The sequence below is a fragment of the Rufibacter roseolus genome (assembly GCF_017916365.1).
Classification (GTDB): Bacteria; Bacteroidota; Bacteroidia; order Cytophagales; family Hymenobacteraceae; genus Nibribacter; species Nibribacter roseolus.
Map to the genome: position 1 here is coordinate 1537106 of NZ_JAFMSU010000001.1, position 21435 is coordinate 1558540.

General features: G+C 53.9%; 14 protein-coding genes. 10 read left to right on the forward strand and 4 right to left on the reverse strand.

What is annotated here, in order from left to right; translation table 11 throughout:
* Nucleotides 1-222: 222 nt before the first annotated feature.
* On the reverse strand, nt 223-1362 hold the full coding sequence (locus J3P35_RS06090) for a mechanosensitive ion channel family protein (protein ID WP_246849990.1): 1140 nt from the start codon (nt 1360-1362) through the stop codon (nt 223-225).
* A gap of 250 nt (nt 1363-1612) precedes the next feature.
* Between J3P35_RS06090 and J3P35_RS06095 the strand changes: the two genes are divergently transcribed.
* Entirely contained in the window at nt 1613-3787 is a 2175-nt protein-coding gene (locus J3P35_RS06095) for a bifunctional alpha,alpha-trehalose-phosphate synthase (UDP-forming)/trehalose-phosphatase (RefSeq protein WP_210463450.1), read from the forward strand.
* A gap of 289 nt (nt 3788-4076) precedes the next feature.
* Here J3P35_RS06095 and J3P35_RS06100 read toward each other — a convergent pair whose 3' ends face one another.
* Together J3P35_RS06100 and J3P35_RS06105 are read right to left on the reverse strand one after the other, a co-directional pair.
* Nucleotides 4077-5861: a glycoside hydrolase family 15 protein gene (locus tag J3P35_RS06100; RefSeq protein ID WP_210463451.1), complete on the reverse strand. Its 1785-nt coding sequence runs from the start codon at nt 5859-5861 to the stop codon at nt 4077-4079.
* Nucleotides 5862-6084: 223 nt separating this feature from the next.
* Nucleotides 6085-7404, reverse strand: a complete 1320-nt coding sequence (locus tag J3P35_RS06105) for a leucine-rich repeat-containing protein kinase family protein (RefSeq protein WP_210463452.1) — start codon at nt 7402-7404, stop codon at nt 6085-6087.
* Nucleotides 7405-8769: 1365 nt separating this feature from the next.
* Here J3P35_RS06105 and J3P35_RS06110 point away from each other — a divergent pair.
* The 7 genes from J3P35_RS06110 (at nt 8770) to J3P35_RS22325 (ending at nt 18079) form a co-directional block, all read left to right on the forward strand.
* Nucleotides 8770-9525, forward strand: a complete 756-nt coding sequence (locus J3P35_RS06110) for a phosphoadenylyl-sulfate reductase (RefSeq protein WP_210463453.1) — start codon at nt 8770-8772, stop codon at nt 9523-9525.
* Nucleotides 9526-9542: 17 nt separating this feature from the next.
* Nucleotides 9543-10451 carry a sulfate adenylyltransferase subunit CysD gene (gene cysD, locus J3P35_RS06115; protein WP_210463454.1) on the forward strand — a complete coding sequence of 303 codons (909 nt, stop codon included), beginning with the start codon at nt 9543-9545 and terminating at the stop codon, nt 10449-10451.
* Nucleotides 10452-10655: 204 nt separating this feature from the next.
* Complete coding sequence (locus tag J3P35_RS06120; RefSeq protein ID WP_210463455.1) at nt 10656-11933, forward strand: sulfate adenylyltransferase subunit 1; 1278 nt, start codon at nt 10656-10658, stop codon at nt 11931-11933.
* Between the two features lie 77 nt (nt 11934-12010).
* Nucleotides 12011-12832: a uroporphyrinogen-III C-methyltransferase gene (cobA, locus tag J3P35_RS06125; RefSeq protein ID WP_210463456.1), complete on the forward strand. Its 822-nt coding sequence runs from the start codon at nt 12011-12013 to the stop codon at nt 12830-12832.
* A 10-nt stretch (nt 12833-12842) separates the two neighbouring features.
* Nucleotides 12843-14552 carry a diflavin oxidoreductase gene (locus J3P35_RS06130; protein WP_210463457.1) on the forward strand — a complete coding sequence of 570 codons (1710 nt, stop codon included), beginning with the start codon at nt 12843-12845 and terminating at the stop codon, nt 14550-14552.
* Between the two features lie 137 nt (nt 14553-14689).
* Nucleotides 14690-16369: an assimilatory sulfite reductase (NADPH) hemoprotein subunit gene (gene cysI / locus J3P35_RS06135; RefSeq protein WP_210463458.1), complete on the forward strand. Its 1680-nt coding sequence runs from the start codon at nt 14690-14692 to the stop codon at nt 16367-16369.
* A gap of 207 nt (nt 16370-16576) precedes the next feature.
* Nucleotides 16577-18079, forward strand: a complete 1503-nt coding sequence (locus J3P35_RS22325) for a TSUP family transporter (RefSeq protein WP_210463459.1) — start codon at nt 16577-16579, stop codon at nt 18077-18079.
* An 81-nt stretch (nt 18080-18160) separates the two neighbouring features.
* Here J3P35_RS22325 and metX read toward each other — a convergent pair whose 3' ends face one another.
* Nucleotides 18161-19216, reverse strand: coding sequence for a homoserine O-acetyltransferase MetX (gene metX / locus J3P35_RS06145; protein WP_210463460.1), 1056 nt, complete (start codon nt 19214-19216; stop codon nt 18161-18163).
* A 56-nt stretch (nt 19217-19272) separates the two neighbouring features.
* On the opposite strand from metX, the gene J3P35_RS06150 reads away from it, so the two are divergent.
* Complete coding sequence (locus J3P35_RS06150) at nt 19273-19713, forward strand: OsmC family protein (RefSeq protein WP_210463461.1); 441 nt, start codon at nt 19273-19275, stop codon at nt 19711-19713.
* Nucleotides 19714-19937: 224 nt separating this feature from the next.
* On the forward strand, nt 19938-21107 hold the full coding sequence (locus J3P35_RS06155; protein ID WP_210463462.1) for a trans-sulfuration enzyme family protein: 1170 nt from the start codon (nt 19938-19940) through the stop codon (nt 21105-21107).
* Nucleotides 21108-21435: the final 328 nt, after the last annotated feature.

Consider the following 21435-nt stretch of genomic DNA (forward strand, 5'->3'; position numbering starts at 1 on the left):
AATCAGGTCTGAATCGGATATTTTATTTAGACAACTGTTTTGGGTTATTTTCCTGAAAATAAGCAGAAAATAGCAGTATCAGAATTGTAGGGGCAATCCCTTGTGGTTGCCATTGCGTTGGCCTCCGCAGTGTTGGTTGTTGGTGATAACTCCAACAACCAACACTGCGGTTCTGGCAAGTTCAGCAAGAAACCAGATGAATCCAAAATCAACCGCTGCTTACTACTTTCCGGTTGGGTCAATCATAGGGGCAAAGGAGTGGTAGGGGCTTTCGGCGAAGCCGGTGTTGCGGGTTACGGGCAGGCACTCGGGGTAGTTTTTCTGCACAAAGTCTACCAGTTTTTCCCGCACAAAGCAGCGCAGGTCAAAGGCGCTGGAAGAATCGGCGGCACTCACCAGCACCCGCAGTTCCAGGGTTCTTTCCTTTGACTCGGTGACTTGTAAGATCCCAACCCGGCCATCCCAGAGGTGCGTTTCCTTCAAAACCCGCGCGAGTTCCCCGCGGAGCGCTTCTATGGGCGCGGTGTAGTCAAGGTACAGGAAAACGGTGCCCAGGAGCTCAGAGGTAGTGCGGGTCCAGTTCTGGAAGGGTTTTTCAATAAAATAGTTGATGGGCAGCACCAGTCGGCGTTGGTCCCAGATGCGGAGCACCACATAGGTGAGGGTAATCTCTTCCACCCGGCCCCACTCGTTCTCCACCACCAGCACATCGTCAATGCGCAGGGGTTGGGTAAACGCAATCTGGAACCCGGCCAGCAAGTTGCCCAGCGAGCGTTGGGCGGCGAAACCCAGGATAACCCCCGCAATCCCCGCCGAGGTCACCAGACCGGTCCCTATTCTCCTTACCGTTGGGAAACTCATGAGTATGAGGCACACGGCCAGGAAGACAATGAGAATGATGACCACGCGCCTTACAAACTGCAACTGCGTGAAGAGGCGTCGTTCCCTGATGTTGTCTGCTTTGTCCAGCTGGTGTTTTTTCCGGACCTGGTACTGCACCACGTTCACCCAGCCAATCAGGAACCAGGCAAAGGCGCAGGTGAGCAGGATCTCCATGATGCGCCGCACCATTTCAAACGCCGTTGGGGTGAGCGGCAGCAGGGGCAATGCGCCGGCCAGCAGCAGAAGCGGAAGTAAGTAGGAGAGTGGTTTGCTGAGTTTGGCTAAAATGGCTTCTACCCAGATATGCGGAAACCAATGCTGGTAAGCCGACAAGACTTTGATGATCAGCCATCTGAGCACCATGCCCCCAATGAGGGCACCCACTACCACGCCGGTGCCTTGCAGTAGTTGGGGAATATGATCAAGGGCGAAGTGCCTGAGCTGGTCAAACACTTTCTCTGTTCTTAACTGTTCTAGCATTCCTTTGATCTGAAACTACAAGTTCCTGTTTACCCGCTATCCGGTAAAAGGGTTACCTGGTCCTTCTCCAAAGCCAGGCAGGCCAAAGGAAATAGCGTTTTCCATATGTTTTAACCAATCTGCCGGTAAAGGAGTAAAAAGAGCCGGGTGCCCTCGGAAAAAGTGGACGCAGGCTGCTGTGTCCTAATCCAACTATGAAAGTGGTTCTTTTCTCCGGCAGGATGCCCCACATACCATAAAACCATACACTATGCCTAAAACGATCATCATCTCCAACCGGCTTCCCATTAAGGTACAGCGTACCGATAACGGTTTGTCTTACGAGACCAGTGAAGGCGGTCTGGCAACGGGCTTAGGGTCCATCTATAAAACCGACGACAACATCTGGATTGGCTGGCCGGGCACTTTCTTCAATGATGAGGCCGAGCAGGAGCAGGTTACCAGGGATCTCTCTGGGCAAAGCATGCACCCGGTTTTCCTCACTGAGGCCGAGATCAGGGATTTTTACGAGGGATTCAGCAACGAGACTCTGTGGCCTTCTTTCCATTACTTCAGTCAGTACGCCGTGTATGACGACACCTTCTGGGAAGCCTATCAGCAGGTGAACCGCAAGTTCTGCCAGGCTGTGATGGAGCGTGCCGAGCCCGGTGACACCATTTGGGTGCATGACTACCAATTGCTCCTGCTGCCGCAGATGGTGAGGAAGGAGGTCCCTGAGAGTACCATCGGGTTTTTCCAGCACATCCCGTTTCCGTCTTATGAGGTGTTCCGCCTGCTGCCCTGGCGCGAGGAGATCCTCAAGGGAATGCTGGGCGCCGACCTGGTAGGGTTCCATACCTTTGACGATGCCCGCCACTTCCTCAGCTCGGTGAGCCGCATTGTGGGTTTGACTTCTTCTCAAAACCTGATTGACAACGGCCATCGGCAGATTATGGTGGACGCCTTTCCTATGGGCATTGACTATGAGAAATATGCCTCCCTGGCCGCCTCAGAGGAAATGAAGGAAAAGCTGAATGAATACCGTGAGGCGCTGCATGATCAGAAGGTGATGTTGTCTATTGACCGGCTGGATTACTCCAAAGGAATTCCGCAGCGCCTCAGAGGGTTTGAGTTGCTGCTACAGGAGCACCCAGAGTTCCGAGAGAAAGTGACGTTGTTTATGCTGGTGGTTCCGTCCCGCGACCAGGTAGAGCAGTACCGCGAGCTGAAAGAAACCATTGATGAATTGGTGGGCCGCATTAACAGCTCTTACCGCACCATCACCTGGAACCCCATTCAGTACTTCTACCGCTCTTTCCCCTTAGAGGAACTTTCGGCGCTGTATGCCCTGGCAGACATTGCCCTAGTGACGCCCATGCGCGATGGCATGAACCTGGTCTGCAAAGAATTTGTGGCCAGCAAACTGGACCAGAGCGGCGTTCTGATTCTGAGTGAGATGGCCGGTGCCGCCAAAGAACTGTCAGATGCCATCCTCATCAACCCCAATGATTTAGGCGCCATGGTGCTGGCCATGCAAGAAGCCATGGTCATGCCCGAGGAGGAGCAGAAACTTAGGATGCAGCACATGCAGGAGATCTTGAAGCAGTATGATATCCACCACTGGGTAAGCATTTTCATGAACCGCCTGGACTACATCAAGATAAAGCAGATGAGCCTGGCCACAGAATACCTGTCTGAGGATGAGCGTGACGATCTTCTGAAGGCCTACAAAAAATCAGGTGAGCGCATTCTCTTCCTAGATTATGACGGCACCCTCACCTCGTTCCATAACAACCCCAAGCACGCCAAACCAGACGGGGAACTGCTGCAGGTATTGGGCTGCCTGGCCCAGGAAGAAGGAAACAAAATCGTCATCATCAGCGGGCGCGACCGCAAGACCCTGGAGGAATGGTTGGGACATCTTGAGGTAGACATTATTGCGGAGCACGGCGTCTGGGTGCGCGAGCACGGCCAGGATTGGAAAATGCTGCACCACCTCACCAGCGACTGGAAAACCGAGATCAGGCCCATCCTGGAACTGCTGGTAAGTCGCACCCCCGGCTCGTTCATAGAGGAAAAGGATTTCTCCCTGGTGTGGCACTACCGCAAAGTAGACCCGGGCCTGGGCGAACTGCGTGCCCGCGAACTGCACAACCATTTGCAGTACCTGGCCTCCAACATCAACCTGCAGGTCATGGAAGGCGACAAAGTTTTGGAGGTGAAAAACGTGGAGGTGAACAAAGGTCTGGCCACCCTGCGCTGGCTCGAAGAACACCCGCATGATTTCCTCCTGGGCATCGGCGATGACCGCACCGATGAAGACATGTTCCGGATCATGCCCAAAGAAGCCTTCACCATTAAAGTAGGCAGCAAGCGCTCACTGGCCCGCTTCAACCTGAACAACACCGTGGAGGTGCGCAAACTGCTGCAGTCGCTTTGCTCCTGAGGAGATTGCTGATTGTTAATTGCTGATTGTTGGTTGCTTTTTGAAAAAGAGGCTAGAAGCAGAAACCTACCACCCCGCCCTGCGGGCACCCCTCCTGATTCAGGAGGGGAGTTTTTGGCTGCCAACGCTATAGCGCTAGCTCCAAAGACCTCGCAGCGTCCGGAGGTCCTGCGAGCGTCTGTGTCAAAGGCCATTTCAGCCCTGTTTTCAGGAATTCAGCCCTAAAACACTGCAAAAGAGAAAGGCTCACCAATCTGGTGAGCCTTTCTCTTTGGTAGGTTAAAAACCGTTATAACAGGAACGATGGTTTGTCCAGGCGTTTGGAGATGCGGTAGGCGGCATTCAGCAGACCCACGTGGCTGTAGGCCTGCGGGAAGTTACCCCATTGGCTTCCGTCTTTGGAGTCTACGTCTTCGCTGAGCAGGCCCAGGTGGTTCGTGTATTTGAGAATGTTCTCGAACTCCGCGGTAGCTTCCTCCAGTCGGCCTACGCAGGCCAGGGCCTCAATGTACCAGAAGGCGCAGATGAGGAACGTGCTTTGCGGCACCCCAAAGTCATCGGCGTGTTTGTAGCGGTAGAAGAGCCCCTCGGGGGTTTTAAGTTCTTTCTCCATGGCAGCCAGGTGCGACTTAGCCCGCTCAGAGGCAGGGTCAAGGTAGTGCATCATGATAAGCTGCAGGGTACTGGCGTCCATGTGGGTTTTCCCAATGGCCTGGGTGTACACGCCCTGCTCAGGGTCAAAGCACTCCTCAATTTTGGCCGCGGCTTGGTTCATCAGGTCCGTAGCCACTTTGCCCAGTTCCTCATCGCCCATGTAGCGGGCGGCGCTGGCCGCCGCCGATGCTCCGGCCCAGTGGAACAGGTAGGTGTAGCAATGGTACTGCGCAAAATCGCGGAACTCCCAGAGGCCGGCATCCGGCTCGTGCAGGGTCTGCTTTATCTTGTCCAGCGTCTTGTAGATCAGCTTCTGCGACTCAATGCGCTCAGCGTCGTTGAAGCGCCGGTCAATGTAGAGCGGGAGCAAAGCCACCAGAATCTGGCCGTAGACATCGTTCTGGATGTGGGTGTAGGCATCGTTGCCTATGCGCACGGGTTTGTTGCCCAGGTAACCGTCTAGCTCCAGCTCAATCTCGGTGAGTTTGCTCTGCGCACTGATGGAGTATAGCGGCTGGTAGCGCTGCGTGTCTTTGGCCGTGATGTTGGCGATGAAGTGGAAGTACCGCTCCATTTCCTCAAAATGACCGATGTTGTTGAACGCATTGAGGATGTAGTAGGTGTCGCGCATCCAGCAGAAGCGGTAGTCCCAGTTGCGGCCGCTACCGGGGTGCTCGGGCAAGCTGGTGGTAGGCGACGCGATGATGGCGCCGGTGTCTTCGTACTGGTGTATTTTCAGGGCTAACGCAGAGCGGATCACCTGCTCCTGGAAGAAGTTGCTGATGCTGGTGTTCTTCACCCACATGCGCCAGTAGCGCGTGGTCTGCCGCAGGAACTCCTCAGCGGTGCTTTCCAGATTGGCCTCCAGCGGGGCGCCGTAGGTGAGCACAAAATACAGCGTCTCATTCAGCACGAAGGGCTGGTCTTCCAGGATGTAGCTAAGGGAGGCGTTGGTGGTGAGGCGCACTTCCTCGTCCATTCCCAGGAACGCGATGTGGTTGCTGCTGCGGCGGCGCTTGAGTTCCAGTTGCCCGTAGTTACCCACAGGCCTGCAAACCGCGCTGATGCGGGGCGACCCGGTCAGCGGTTCCACTTTCCTGATGAGCATCAGGGGTTTGTAGTAGCGCTGGTGCTGCCGGAAACGCGGAGCGAAATCGGTGACGCGGTAGGCGCCATCCGCGCAGGTGATCTCGGTGCACAGAATGTTGGTGTTCTCCACGTAATACTGGTTCGAGGTGAAATCCTCGGCATCTGGTTTAAGGGAGAACTCGCCGCCTTTCTGCCGGTCCATCATCGGGCCGAAAACAAAGCTGCTGTCAAATCTGGGCCAGCAGAGCCATTCAATATTGGTGTCTTTGTGGATGAGGGCCAGGTAGGCGCAGTTGCCAATTAGCCCCATGTCATAGGTATGTTTCGCCATACTTTTCTGCGGATAGGTGATAGCCAGTGAATGTCTAAGGTTACATGTACCGGATTAGAGGTATAGAGGTTTCCTTATTTTTACCGACCCCGCAAAGAGGCGCCGTTCTGGGCTTATTTCCTGAAAAACAGCCATAAAACAAAACCTGCTTTCCTGCCTTCCATCTGGCGGAGTAGTCACAGAAAAGCAGGGAGTAGGGCAGGAGAGGCCAGAGGAGAATTTCTTACTGCATCCTTTCTAACTGCTCCGCGATGGATGCAAAATCAGGCCGATGGGTTGGCGCCGGGTGCATACAAATTTGTTTCAGCTGCCAGAGTTCTGCCACGCAAGCATGATGGGCATCTTCCGGCGCTAAATGGTCCAGCAGATCTTCTAAGAGACATCCGAAGGCCCTTACTTCAATCTTTTCCAGAGCAGTGGCTTTCTGTGCGTCCGTTTTGTCATACAGCGTAGCCGCCCCAAAATCACCAAACAGCGCATGGCCTGATACATCTACCAAAGTATTATGTGCGTACAGGTCGCCGTGCATGATGCCGCGGGCATGCAGATGCGCCGCCGCCGAGGCAATGCCCCCCGCAATACTCAGGGTTTCCTGCAAAGTGAAAACGGTTCCTTCTGGGTAGACATCGCGGGTGCAGGAGGCAAAACTGGGGGAGCCCCCCAGGTTCCGGTAACCCGCCGGGATGAGTTCCAGCACCAGTCCCTGCTTCAGCGCTGGATGCTGCGTGATCTTACCCAATACCTGCACCAGATTAGGATGTGATCCGGCGGCCATGCAGGCCTGCATCTCGTCCTCAGGCAAACCGTCGCTGGTGACTTCGCCTTTGAACACCTTTACCGCTACGTGCGCCGGGGCATCATGCGCCTTTGGGTTTGGCCAGTGGGCCCTTGAGATCACCCCCGAGGCGCCTTCGCCCAGCACATCCTCTAGCACCAGCTCCTGCCAGGCAATCTCCTCCAGTTCCTCCATTTGGTGGTCGTGCTGGTTGCATGGGTTCCCCGAGATGGCTAGCCAGGACAAACGCGGCAAGGAAAACAGCCATTCCGGAAGCTGGGTGATCTCGTTGGCCGAGATCCGGAGCAGTTCCAGGTTCTGGCAGGCCGCCATTTCCTCAGGAAGACGGGTTAGCCTGTTACCCGCCAGCATCAGTTTCTGCATGCGGACGCATTTGCCAATGGAGGCCGGTAACTCCGCAATCTGGTTGTTGGTTAAGATGAGCCAGCGGGTATTCACCGGAATGGCATCTTCGGCAATATGCCTGATCTTACACGCCTTAAACCCAATCATCTTCAGTTGCGGGCACTTTGCCAATACTGCCGGGAACTCAGCAAAGTCATTCTCAGAGAAGAACGCGATCTTCAGGTTTGTGAGTTGGGCAAACTCCTCCGGCAGGTGCGTTAAGCGATTGCCCGTAAGGTCCAGGATCTCCAGAGTAGCAGCGAGGGTTAAGATTTCCAGGGGAAACTCCGTCAGGTCACAGGATAGCTTCAGTCTTTTTGCCCCGGTCAGTTCGCCGGCCTGTAGTTGGGATAGGGTGTGCATTGATGCGCGGGTTTGAAGCGGTGAAGGTAGGGATTGATTTTGGATGCTGCTGTCAGTAGCGGCCTTCTTGCTTTCTTTTAGTTCCTTTTACTTTTCCAAGCCCTCTCTTTTCTGGTTCAAGTTTTCAACTTGGACCTACCATGGTCTGCAGTTTGCAACTGCAATGAGGCGCCAGCCTCAAACTCGAATTGCCCTCTGCTTGCCTGTTAATTCAACGCTTTCACTTTCCAATATCTGAGATTCTCCCCTTGAGGGGAGATAAAGAGGGGTGTTTACACCTGCCGATCTTCTTGCAGATCCTTTAAAGAGCAGTTACTTCCTATTACCTTCCTTACCAAGCCTCAAGGCTGCAGATGCGTTCTGCGGGCGTTTGTCACTTTTCTCCTTGATGAGAAAAGTAACCAAAAGAATCAAGAAGCCTCAAACTCGCTGACGCTCGGACAGTGAGGCTTCAGTTCAGTACCACCTGGCTAAAGCTATCTGTTCCATAGCCAACGCAGGCCACTGCAGCTGGAAAAGCCACTGCCTGCACTCGTCGGAGGTTGGGTTACGCATGCGCCCAACCTCCGACGAGTGCATGTTAGCTGCCTTGCTATGGAACCGGTGCAATGCCTTTATCGTCCTGCGGACGGGTGGGAATTGCTGCTGTCCTCTTCTTGTTATAATTGGTTGTAGAATGTAGAGACAAGGCATGCCTTGTCTCCAACGGGTCCTCCGCAATAACCGGCAGCTTCTGGAAACAACCATTAGCAACCAGAAAGGGCACCCACAAAAGGTGCCCTTAAATTTTTTCGTTGCCATTCCATTCTCAACCTCGCCACCGTTATTGGTGTTATCACCAATAACTAAGACTGCTGTTCAACCGCTTTCTGACGCATTCCTAAATTTCCCTCCTTAGAGGGGTAGGGGTGGGTTCATAGGGAACCAGTTCCAAATCAGGGGTTTGCGGCAGGGATGCTTTTTTGGGTGGAGTAAAGAGATAAAAGCTTGAAGCTTTAAGGCTGTTTTCAAAAAAAGAGGGCTAAAAGGGAACACTGGTTTTTGAGAATGCGTTAATGCTGGAGATGATTCATTGGGAGTTGCATAAAAATACGGAGGGTAGACCTCCTAAATTTTTATCTATAAACTCTATTAAATTGATAGGAAAACTTGATTTGTGAAGATCGGTCCCTACCTTTGTGTCATCTTCATTAACAGACAGATACAGATAACAGACTACATGGTCTATTCTTCTCATACAAAGCGAATGCGCTTCTGCTGTTGCAGCTCCTGCTGCTGTTGTTGCTAATCTCTGGCAGTCAACAAATACCTATTGCCTACTCGGGCACCCCAATAATTCAATTTCTTACCTAGTACTTTCTTGCCATGGCCTCTTCAAAACAAGAGCAGGTGTCTCAATTAATACAAGAGACAGAAGGCTTAACCATAGACCAGACGTTAGCGTTGCTGGTCAATCGTTTTCCCAATGAGGTGACTTTCTCTTCCAGCTTCAGCTTTGAAGACCAGGTGATCTCGCATCATATCCTGGAGAACAACTTCCCTATCCGCATTTTCACGTTGGACACCGGCCGCCTTTTCCCCGAGACTTACTCAGTGTGGAGCAGGACCAATGAGGCGTACAATACGCGCATTAAGGCCTACTACCCTAACAATGAGCAGCTGGAGGAGTTTATCCATAACACAGGGCCCAATTCTTTCTATGAGTCTACCCAGAACCGGAAAGACTGCTGCCACATCAGAAAGGTGGAGCCGCTGAAGCGCGCGCTGGCGGGCAACTCCATCTGGATTACCGGTCTGCGCGCCGAGCACTCTCCGGGCCGCGGCGTTCTGCCCAAGTTTGAGTGGGACGAAGGAAATCAGTTGATCAAGTTTCACCCGTTGCTGTACTGGACCACCGATGAGGTGATGGCTTTCATCAAGCAGAACAACATTCCTTACAACAAGCTCCACGACAAAGGCTTCATTTCCATTGGTTGTGCGCCTTGCACCCGCGCTATCCAGCCAGGCGAGGATTTCCGGGCTGGGCGCTGGTGGTGGGAAGACGCCAGCAAAAAAGAGTGCGGCCTTCACGTAACTGAGGAGCAGCCAGGGGTAGCCAACTCATTAGCCAAAATTGTTTAGCATAGCATTTTCAGATTATGTCAGCATATAAATTAGATTACCTGGATCAGTTAGAATCAGAGGCGATTCACATTTTCAGAGAAGTGGCGGGCCAGTTTGAGCGCCCAGCTCTTCTTTTTTCCGGCGGAAAAGACTCTATTGTGTTGGTGCATTTGGCTTTGAAAGCCTTTAGACCCGGCAAGTTCCCTTTCCCGCTGGTGCACATTGACACTGGCCACAACTTCCAGGAAGCCCTGGACTTCAGAGATTACCTGGCGGAGACCATAGGCGAGAAGCTGATTGTGCGCAACGTGGAAGACACCATCAAAGCCAAAGGCCTAACTGAGCAGAAAGGCAAGCTGCCTAGCCGCAACGGTCTGCAGACCTACACCTTGCTGGACACCATTGAGGAGTTTGAGTTCGATGCCTGCATTGGCGGCGCCCGTCGCGATGAGGAGAAAGCCCGCGCCAAAGAGCGTATCTTCTCGGTACGTGACGAGTTCGGTTCCTGGGATCCTAAGTTGCAGCGCCCTGAGCTCTGGAACATCTACAACGGCAGAATCAACAAAGGCGAGAACGTGCGCGTGTTCCCTATCAGCAACTGGACTGAGCTGGACATCTGGAACTACATCCGCCGCGAGAACATTGAGCTGCCTTCCATCTATTTCGCCCATGAGCGCGAAGTATTGGAGTTCGATGGCCGTCTGGTAGCCACCAACGAGTTTGTACAACTGCATGAGTCTGACGTGGTGACCCGCAAAACCGTGCGGTACCGCACCGTGGGCGACATGACCTGTACTGCCGCCGTAGAATCCAGCGCCTCTACCCTGGACGACATCATCAACGAGATCATCGCCACCAACACCAGCGAGCGCGGCCAGACCCGCATTGACGACCGCGTGTCCGAAGCTGCTATGGAAGACCGCAAGAAAAACGGATACTTCTAAGTGAATGAATGATTGAGTGCTGGAGTGAATGAGAGAATTGTTCGGCTCCGCCTCATGAAAGTGAATAAATGAAGAATGTCGGCGCAGCCGATGAAAGATATAGAAAGAGCACCTTGGGGTGAGCCTCCTTTTAGGTCTGTTTTTTAGAAAGCAGGCCGAAAACAGACTCAAGACTCAGAACCCAAGACTCAGAACTCATTGAAAATGGATATTCTAAGATTTTTAACCGCCGGGAGCGTAGACGATGGCAAGAGTACTTTGATTGGGCGTTTGTTGTATGACAGCAAGTCCATCATGGTAGACCAGCTGGAAGCCATTGAGCGGAGCACCAAGAACAAGGAAGAAGGCCGTGTGGACCTGGCTTTGCTCACCGACGGGCTTCGCGCGGAGCGGGAGCAGGGCATCACCATTGACGTTGCCTACAAGTACTTCTCTACGCCTAAGCGCAAATTCATCATCGCAGATACGCCGGGCCACATCCAGTACACCCGCAACATGGTGACCGGCGCGTCTAACTCAGACCTGGCCATTATCCTCATTGATGCCCGCCACGGCGTGGTGGAGCAGACCCGCCGCCACTCCATCATCGTTTCGCTGCTCAACCTGCCGCATGTGGTGGTGGCCGTGAACAAGATGGACCTGGTGCACTACTCGCAGGACAAGTACAATGACATTGTGATCGATTACTCCCAGGTGGCGGCTTCTTTGGGCCTGAAGAATGTGACCTACATTCCCATCAGTGCGTTGAACGGCGACAACATTGTGGAGAAATCAACCTCCATGCCTTGGTACGACGGAGGTTCTCTCCTGAGTGTGCTGGAGACCGTGGAGGTATCAGAAGACATTAACCTCACTGAGGGCCGTTTCCCGGTGCAGTATGTGATCCGCCCTCAGACCGAAGAACTGCCTGATTACCGCGGTTACGCTGGCAAAATCATCAGCGGTATCTACCGCAAAGGCGACAAGGTGGTGGTACAGCCATCGGGTATTGAGAGCACCATCTCGGCGGTTGAACTGGGCGGCAAGGAAGTAGAAGAAGCCTTCGCGCCGCAGAGCGTGGTCCTGCACCTGGCAGACGATGTGGACATCAGCCGGGGCGACATGATTGTGAAGCAGGATGCCCCGGTACAGGTGGCGCAGGAGTTTGAAGTGGTATTGTGCTGGATGAGCAACACGCCGCTGGTACCCAGAAACCGCTACCTGCTGCAGATCAACAGCCGCAACGTGCGCTGTGTGGTGAAAGAACTGGAATACAAACTAAACGTGAACACCCTGGAGAAAGAACTCTCCCCGGTTTCTGCGGGTTTGAATGATGTAGTGAAAGCCACCATCAAAACAGCTTCACCCATTGCCTTTGACACCTACCAGAAATTGAGGGCCAACGGCGGCGCCATCCTTATTGACGAGACCAGCAACGTAACCGTTGGTGCCTGTATGATCACCACCCAAGCCAGCGAGAAGCCTTTCTGGCCCGAAATCTAGAAAACGGCCCTAAAACGGAAGTTCATACCATTGCCGCCGTCGCCCGCACGGGAGGCGGCGGACTTACAAACAAAAGCATGCAAGCAGCGCCACAAAAAGGAAAAGTGATCATTGCAGGTGCCGGTCCCGGCGATCCTGACCTGATCACTGTGAAGACGGTGAAGGCGTTGCGCCAGGCCCAGGTGATTCTGGTGGACCGGTTGGTGAGCGAAGAGATCCTGGAAACGTATGCTTCGCCCTCGGCGGAGGTCGTGTACGTGGGCAAGCAGTGCCGGAGCCAAGGCACCACGCCGCAGGCGACCATCAACGAGCTGCTGGTGGAGTACGCCTTGTTGGGTAAAAACGTGTTGCGCCTGAAAGGCGGCGATGTGTCTATTTTCTCCAACGTGCTGGACGAACTGCAGAGCCTGGTGGCCCACGAGATTGAGTACGAGATCATCCCCGGCATCACCGCAGCCTTAGGGGCGGCGGCCTACGCCGGCATTCCCTTAACGGCCCGGCAGCATTCTACCGCGGTGCGTTTTCTCACCTTCTACACCTATAGCAAACTCACCGATGCCTATTGGCAGGAACTAGCCCAGACGGAGGACACCCTGGTGTTCTACATGTCCAGTGAGCGGCTGGCTGAGGTAGTGGAGAAACTCACGCGTCACGGTATCTCAGAGGAGAAACAACTGGCTGTGGTAGAACAGGCCACTACGCCCCTGCAGCACGTGCAAACCAGCAGTTTGTACGATTATGAAAGGAACCTGGGCGGGAAGACGTTTGTCTCACCTTCGTTGGTAATCATTGGCAAAGTGGTGAACCTGCACCATGAGTTCAAGTGGTTTTCCAACAACCCAACTAGAGAATATTACTTCAAACCGGTCGCTGAACAAGTGGGCTTGGTAGTTCAATAATGTATCTGTCATGTTAGCAGAAGCTAAATTAAAAACCTTCCTGGATCTGGTCCAGCAATCGTCTAAAGAGGAACTGTTGTGGATGAGCGGTTACCTGGCCGGAGTTACTTCTGCCCCTGGGGTAGCCGCCCCGGCCGCTGAGTCTGCGGCTCCTGCCACCAAGCCAGCGGTAGGAAAGGTAACCATCGCGTACGGCACCGAGACCGGCAACTCCAAGCGCGTGGCCACTGATCTGGCGGGCAAAGCCAAGAAAAGCGGCATCAACGCCCGCGTGGTGAGCCTAGACCAGTACCGCCTAAATGACCTGGAGAAGGAAGAATACTTCTTAACCGTCATCAGCACGCAGGGAGAGGGAGATCCGCCGGCCGGCGCCCAGAAGTTCTATGACTACGTGCACCAAACCGATAAAAAGCTGCCCAAACTCAAGTACAGCGTACTGGCACTGGGTGACACCTCTTACCCGCTGTTCTGCAAAGCCGGGGAGGACGTGGACGCGCAACTCCAGCGGCTGGGCGGTAGTCCGTTAGTGCCCATCCAGAAGTGCGACGTGGATTACGAGGACGAAGCCAACGCCTGGTTCCAGAGCGTGCTGCAGACCCTGAACAATGCCGCAGCCCCAGCCTCGGCACCTGCTGCTGCCCCTGCTCCGGCCAAGAAAACCGGTAAGAAAATATATAACGGCACTATTCTCACCAATATCGTATTGAATGACATAGGGTCTAACAAGTCAACGCACCACATTGAGATAGAGGCCGAGGATTTGGCTTACGAACCCGGTGATGCGTTGGGCGTGGTACCCAAGAACCGTCCTTTCACGGTAGAGGCCATCCTGAAGGTGACCGGCATCTCACCGGAGGACAAAGTGACCCACCGCAACAGCGAGTCTACGGTGAGAGAACTGCTGCAGGACAAAGTAAATATCACCTACCTGCCTGAGCGCGTGGTTAAAAAGTACGCTGAGGTGGTGGAGCAGGACATTCCCGCCACCCGCATTGATTTACTGGACCTTTTGAGAATTTACCCGGTAAAAGACGCCGAGCAGTTCAAAGAGGTAATACAGATTCTGGAACCTATCGCCCCGCGTTTGTACTCTATCTCTTCGTCGCTGGAGGCCCATCCGGGCGAGATCCACGTGACGGTAGCCAGAGACGAGTTCAGAATCAACGAGGAGCTGCTGTGCGGCCATTGTTCAGATTACCTTTCTGAGCAGAAAGAAGGCCAGCCACTGGAGTTCTACATCCACAAGAACAGCCAGTTCAAACTGCCGGCTGCTGACAAGGACGTGATCATGATCGGGCCTGGCACAGGAGTAGCGCCTTTCCGCTCTTTCCTGGCAGAGCGCGATGCCACCGGGGCCGAGGGTCGCAACTGGCTTTTCTTCGGGGACCAGCACTTCGCCACCGATTTCCTGTACCAGACCGAGATCCAGAGCTGGTACGAAACCGGTATCCTGACCAAGTTCAACGGCGCCTTCTCCCGCGACCAAAAGGAGAAAGTGTACGTGCAGCACAAGATGCAGGAAAACGCCGACGCTTTCTATGAGTGGCTCTCTTCTGGCGCATACGTGTACGTGTGCGGGGCCAAAGAACCCATGAGCGTTGACGTGGAGAACACCCTTCTGCAGATCATCGGGTTGGGCGCCGGTTCTTCCCCAGAAGAAGCCGCCGTGTACCTGGAGCAACTGAAAGAAGAAGGCCGCTACCTGAAAGACGTGTATTAGTACACTGTTTTCCTGCAAGATCGCGCCAGCGAAAGACATCAATCAAATTCTGTTCTAGGCCTGTTTCCCCGGAATCAGGCCTAAAATGGTAAACAACCCAAACAGGAAACTTCCTGTCATTATTAAGACCGGTTACCATGTCAACTGAGAAAAAGAATCTGTCTCCTATAGAGAAAATAAAAGAGGTGAGCGAAGGCTTGCGCGGCACGCTGAAGGAAAGCCTGAAAGACGAGATCACGGGGGCCATCCGCGAGGATGACACTGCGCTGGTGAAGTTCCACGGCATGTACATGCAGGATGACCGTGACCGCCGTGAGGAGCGCGCCGCCAAGAAACTGGAGCGCCTGTTTTCCTTCATGATCCGGTTGCGCCTGCCCGGCGGCTTCATGACCCCAGAACAGTACGTTGCCACCCACAACATCGCGGGTGAGAACTCCACGGGCGTCATCAAAATCACCACGCGCCAGACGCTGCAGTTGCACGGCATTGTGAAGGCCAAGACCAAGCCCACCATCAAAGCCTTCAACCTGGTGGGGCTGGATTCCATCGCCGCCTGCGGCGACGTGAACCGGAACGTGGTGGCCTCTGCCAACCCGCTGGAGTCTCCGCTCCACGAGCGCATCTACCAGTACGCCGATAGAATCAGTGACTACTTGTTGCCCAAGACCCGCTCTTACTATGATGTTTGGCTGGACGAGGAGAAAATCTACAACAAGGTAGAGGAAGAGGACCCTTTGTACCAGGACCGCTACCTGCCCCGCAAATTCAAGATCGGGTTGGTGATTCCGCCTAACAATGACTCAGACGTTTTCGCGCAGGACCTAGGCCTCATCGCCATCATTGACAACGGGGAACTGAAAGGCTTCAACCTGGCGGTGGGTGGCGGTCTGTCATTTACGCACGGAAACCCGGAAACCTACCCGCGCCTGGCCACCGAGATCGGCTTTGTGAGCACCGAGGAATCTGACGACAAGCTGTTCAAGGCTGTGTATGAGGTCCTGACTGTGCAGCGCGATTTCGGGAACCGGGCCGACCGCAAACTGGCCCGCCTGAAGTACACCGTGGACAACATGGGCTTGGACGTTTTCCGGGCAGAAGTAGAAAAACGTGCAGGATTCGCTTTGGAGCCGGCCCGGGCCTTTGAACTGAAGACTCGCGTTGACCACTACGGTTGGGCGCAGAGCTACACCGGCCTGTGGCACTACACGGTGTTCGTGGAAAACGGGCGCATCACCGATCTGCCAACCGCGGCCTTGAAAACCGCCCTGCTGGAGGTAGCCCAGACCGGCAAAGCCAACTTCCGGTTCACCTGTAACCAGAACGTGATCCTCAGCGACATCACTGATGAGCACAAAGCCGAAATTGAGCAGATTCTGGTAAAACACAGCGTAATCCCGCACACCGAGGCGGCTTCACTGGTGCGCAAGAACTCCATGGCCTGTGTGGCCCTGCCTACCTGCCCGTTGGCTTTGGCCGAGGCCCAGCGGTACCTGCCGGAGCTCATCACCAAGATTGACGGCGTTTTAGCGAATCATGGTCTGCAAGATGAGGAAATCATCATCAGGATGACAGGCTGCCCCAACGGCTGCGGCCGGTCTGTGTTGTCTGAGATCGGGTTTGTGGGCACGGCTCCGGGCCACTACAACCTCAACCTGGGCGGCGATGAGCAAGGCTACCGCCTGAACAAGCTCTACAAAGAGAACCTCAATGAGGCGGCCATTCTGCAGGAACTGGATGTGTTGTTCGGGGCCTTCAAGCAGAACCGTCTGGCGGGCGAGCGCTTTGGTGATTTCGCTTACCGCACACTGGTCAACTAACATTTTCGCAGCCCTGTAAGGATTTGCAGGGCTGCTGCCAGACTCTCCGTCTCATTCTCTGCCCAGGCAGGTTTGCGTTTAGGGGCTACTTTGAAGGAAGTAGCCCCTAAACACGGATTAATAATCTTAAACCTGATAGGTTTACTTGAGATTACATTTATATTTGATTAAGCTACTATTTTGGGTCCTCCCGAAGAAACTAAAAAGATGAACTCCACCGCTGCTATAAAAGAGCAAAACGAACTGTTCCCGGTTTTCCTGAAGCTGGAACATCTGCGCGTGTTGGTAGTGGGCGGAGGCAACGTGGGCCTGGAGAAACTGACGGCGCTGCTGCAGAATTCGCCCAAAACCACCATCAAAGTGGTGGCAACCCAGTTTAACGAGGCCGTTCTGCAGCTGGCCCAGGAACAGAACAATATTTCCCTTATCCTCAAACCCTTCAGCCCGGAGGATCTGGACGGGGCCGATATTGTGATTGTGGCCGTGAACGACCGCGCAGTCAGTCGGGAGATCAGCCTGGAAGCCAAGCGCCAGGGCAAACTGGTGAACGTGGCAGATACGCCCGAACTCTGCGATTTCTACCTGAGCTCGGTGGTCCGGAAAGGTAACCTCAAGATCGCCATCTCCACCAACGGCAAATCGCCCACCATGGCCAAGCGCCTGAAGGAGACCTTCAACGAGACGCTGCCCGATGAACTGGACGAGGTGTTGGACAACATGCAGTCCATCCGAAATCAACTTTCCGGTGATTTCTCGGCCAAGGTGACCCAGCTCAATGATATCACCAAGGTGCTGGCCGTGAACGAAAGACCCGCTCCGGTGGCGCCGCGGCGGCCGGAAAAACCTTGGAAAAAGATCGCCTCCGGCGCGGCTCTGGCCTTTTTCTTCATGATCCTGGGCCGGTTTGTGTTCTCGGCTATTACGTTTGACGAGGTTTCCGCCTTTGTGGGGAACATTGAGCCGATTTTCTATTGGATGGTTTTTGCCGGGTTCCTGGCGCAGATGGTAGATGGTGCTTTGGGCATGGGCTACGGCGTTACCAGTACCACTGTATTGCTGTCTTTGGGCGTTAACCTGCCGGCCATTAGCGGGAGCATCCATACTGCCGAGATTTTCTCCAGCGGGATCTCGGGCTTCAGTCACTACAAGTTCGGAAACGTGAACCGGAAACTGTTCAAGGTCCTGTTGGTGCCCGGGATCATAGGCGCTATTGTAGGAGCTTGGCTTCTGTCAGAAATAGGGGAGGAGTACGCGAACTATGTGCGGCCTATTCTGGCGGCGTACACGCTGGTGCTGGGGGCCAGAATCATCTACACGGCGTTCAAGAAAAACAAGGAGCGCAAAAAGATCAAGATGGCTGGGGTGCTGGCCGGGGCTGGCGGTTTTCTGGATTCCTTCGGGGGAGGCGGTTGGGGACCTTTGGTGACCAGCACGCTCATTGCCAAAGGCCGCACGCCGCGTTTTGTGATTGGGACGGTCAGTATCACGGAGTTCTTCGTGACGTTTGCCAGTGCCTTGACGTTTTTTGCCATGCTGGGCCTGAGTCACCTGCAGGTGATTGTGGGACTGGTATTAGGGGGCATGTTAGCGGCCCCAATTGCGGCCAGATTAGTGGGAAAACTGCCCATGAAAACGATGTTCATTGCGGTAGGAACACTGGTGATTATCTGGAGCCTGCGCATCCTATTAAAAGCCGCAGGATTGTTCTAGAAAAGAGATGGACTAAAAAGCGCTTGGGGCCTGTTTTCATGAAAACAGGCCCCAAGCGCTTTTTAGTTTGGAGTGATAAATCTAGACGGAAAGAATGGTGCCGGAAACCGGGTTTTCTTTCTGCACTTCTGCGTACCAGGCTGTGAAATGCTGAGAGATCTTTTGCCCTTCAATGATAAAGCCATCATGGCCGTAGTTGGAATCGATCTCCACGTAAGACGCGTTGGGCAGGTGCTGGGCTAGGAACTGCTGCTCCTGCACGGGGCACAGGATATCGCTGCTGATGCCAATAATCAGCGTTTTCTGGCGTATTTCTGCTAAAACAGGCTCTAAACGGCCGCCCCGTCCGCGGGAAAGATTGTGGCTGTCCAGGGCCTTGGTCAGGAACCAATAGCTGTAGCCATTGAAGCGGTTCACCAACTTATCGCCCTGGTAATTCAAATAAGAAGACACGCGGTAATTGTCTAGTTTCTCAGGGTCTGGGTCGGTTTGGTTCTGGGCCAGGATGTGATAATTGCGGTAAGTGAGCGTACCCAGGGCTCGGGCTGCTTTGAGGCCTTTACTCCCCGCGGTAGGGCTGAGCTCTCCCCAGGTACCGTCGGCTTCCAGCATGAGGCGTTGCGTGGTATGGATGCCTATGCTCCAGGTGCTTTCAGCGGCGGCGGTAGCCAACAGAAACAGGTTCTCAATGACCTCAGGCTCTGCTACCGCCCATTCTAGAACTTGGAAGCCACCACAGCTGCCTCCTGCCAGAATATGGATTTTCTCTAGCCCCAAATGTTCGCGCAGCAGGATGTGCGCCCGTACCATGTCACGGATGGTGACCTGCGGGAACGTGTTGTAATAAGGTTCCCCGGTCTGGGGATTTGTGCTCAGCGGACCGGTGCTGCCGTAGCAGGAGCCCAGAATGTTGACGCAGACAATGAAATGCTGCTCAGGGTCTATGACTTTACTTTCCCCCACTATACCATCCCACCAGTCCAACACATTGGAATTAGCGGTAAGCGCATGGCAAATCCAGACCACATTGCTTTTATTTGCGTTCAGCTTACCAAAGGTGTGGTAAGCGATTGTGATTTCCGGAAAAGTTTGCCCGCCTTCTAATTCAAAAGGTTGGTTATATTGGAAATAATTCATGTAGTACCTTTAACTTTTGCAAAGTAAAGGCCTACAGGTGTAAAACCGTAATAAAAATGATAAGAATTGAGATGAACCGCGTATGCGGAGACTATGGTTTTGAGGCCAAAGACGCGAACGGACACGTAATCACCACTGATACCAGCCCCGAGAGCGGCGGCGTGAACTTTGGCGTACGCCCCATGCAGATGCTGCTGATGGCCCTGGGCGGCTGTGCCGGCATTGACGTAGCCATGATCCTGAAAAAGCAGCGGCAGGAAGTAACCGGCTTTAAGATGGATATCTCCGGTGAGCGCGAGAAAGGCAAAGAACCCTCCCTGTGGACGAACGTGCACGTGGTGTTTGAGTTGCAAGGCCCCATTGACCAAGGCAAAGCCGAGCGTGCCTGCGAACTCTCTATCATGAAATACTGCTCCGTAGCCGAGACCCTGCGCCGCGCCGGTGCCCAGGTTACCTATGAAGTGCGCGTTACGGCGCAGGTAAGTTCTGCGTCTTGAGTTTTTCAGGAGCGTACAGAAGCGAAGAAATGTAGCGGCGTTACACCGTAACGCCGTGGTACTATGAAACGATAATGCCACATAGAGAATAGGCCTTGCTACACCGTAGGAAGAAGCTTCTAGTAGATTTGAGGCTGTGTTGGTACTTGGGCACCACGGCGTTACGGTGTAACGCCGCTACAATGGCCAGCCATTAGCACATTAAAAAATTAGCACATTAACCCATGGAATACCATCCGCTTACCAAAGCCATCAGAATACAGACCGAGCGTACGAATGAGATGGAGCATGCCACACCCATGTTCCTGACCAGCAGTTTCGCCTTCGATAACGCCGAGGACATGCGGGCCGCCTTCGCTGATGAAACCGATGACAACATCTACAGCCGGTTCAGCAACCCCAGCGTGCAGGAGTTCACCGATAAGATGGTGGCCCTGGAAGGTGCCGATGCGGGGTATGCCACCTCCTCGGGCATGAGTGCCGTGTTCGCCTCGTTTATGGCCTTGCTGAAAGCGGGAGACCATTTGTTGGCTTGTAATTCCATCTTCGGGAGCACGCATACCATCATCACCAAGTACCTGCCCAAGTACGGCATTGAGTACAGCTACGTGTCTGCAGACAAGCCTGAGGAATGGGAAGCGGCCATCCGGCCGAACACCAAGATGCTGTACATCGAGACGCCTACCAATCCCGGGTTGGACATTATTGACCTGGAGTTTGCCGGTAAGCTGACTAAAAAGCACAACCTTATCTACAACGTGGACAACTGCTTCGCCACGCCCGTAAACCAGTTGCCCATCCAGTACGGCGCCGATCTGGTGGTGCACTCCGCCACCAAGTGGATTGACGGACAGGGCCGCGTGCTAGGCGGTGTAGTAGTAGGCAAAAAAGAGCTGATCAAAGACATTTACCTGTTCTGCCGAAGCTCAGGTCCGGCCCTATCGCCGTTCAATGCCTGGGTTTTGAGCAAGAGCTTGGAGACGCTGGACGTGCGCATGGAACGCCACGCGGCCAACGCCCTTTCCATCGCCACAAGACTACAGGATCACCCCAAACTCACCTGGGTGAAGTATCCGTTTCTGCCCACGCATCCGCAATTTGAGATTGCCCAAAAGCAGATGAAGAACGGCGGCGGGCTTTTCTGTTTCGAGCTGAAAGGAGGCCTGGAAAGCGGCCGCAAGTTTCTGGATAGCCTGCAACTCATGTCGCTTACGGCTAACCTGGGAGACACCCGCAGCATTGCCTCGCACCCGGCCAGCACTACCCACGCCAAACTCACCGAGGAAGAACGCCAAGCCGTCAGCATCACGCCAGGGCTCATCAGAATCTCCGTAGGCTTGGAGTACGCCGACGATATATTGAACGATATTCTGCAGGCGCTGGAGAAGTGCTAGGAGAGGAGTAGTAACCTTCCATTAACTAAAAAGTGTTTAGGCCTGTTTTTCTAAAAACAGGCCTAAACACTTTTCTTTTTCTCGCTGGCGCGAGCCTCCGGCTCGTGTCCGCACACATTGCTGATCCTTTTTTGTCATCCTGAAAGAACCTTGCGGGCAAACGAGAGTAGCGTTTTTCTAAGCCTTTTCTTGTTGGCTCACAAGAACTTTGTAAGATGACAAGAGTGTGTATCGAATACTTTCAGGAATACGTGCGGACACGAGCCGGAGGCTCGCGCCAGCGATGGAGTTCCGGAAATAGGCCTGGAATGCTCTTTGCCCCTACAAA